Origin of the sequence: Pyxidicoccus caerfyrddinensis (assembly GCF_010894405.1) — a bacterium.
GTDB lineage: Bacteria > Myxococcota > Myxococcia > Myxococcales > Myxococcaceae > Myxococcus > Myxococcus caerfyrddinensis.
Genome location: NZ_JAAIYA010000159.1, coordinates 1 through 394, shown reverse-complemented (window position 1 = coordinate 394; position 394 = coordinate 1). Strand labels below are relative to the sequence as shown.

Below are 394 nucleotides of genomic sequence, written 5' to 3'. Positions count from 1 at the left end.
TCGGGCGGTGGAGGCTCCGCTGCCTCCGGACATGGCGCGCGTTCGCGAGCTGCTGCGCCTCACGCTGGCCTGACGCGGCGGACTACTTCACCTTGAAGCTGTTGGAGTTGCCCTCGACTCCGAAGCGGTCCGTCACCGTCAGCGTCACGTTGTCGCCCTGGACGTCCAGGGTGATGGACTGCGTGCAGACCCCCGCGACGAACTGATCCAGCGACGTGGGGCTGACGCCCCCGTTGGACTTGCTCACGGTGAGGTCCAGCTTGTCCTCGAACTCCGCCGCGCGCGGGCCCAGGGCTCGGACCGTGATGACGAAGGGCTGGCCCCGGGTCTGCTCCTGCACCGACTCGAACTCGAAGCCGGTGATGTCCCCTGGCTGCATCGGCGTTCCCGGAGT

General features: G+C 68.3%; 1 protein-coding gene. It reads right to left on the bottom strand.

Annotated elements, in window-relative coordinates:
• Positions 1-82 precede the first annotated feature (82 nt).
• Positions 83-394 (bottom strand): hypothetical protein (locus G4D86_RS51975; protein WP_205520442.1); only part of this gene is annotated, 312 nt, incomplete at its 5' end.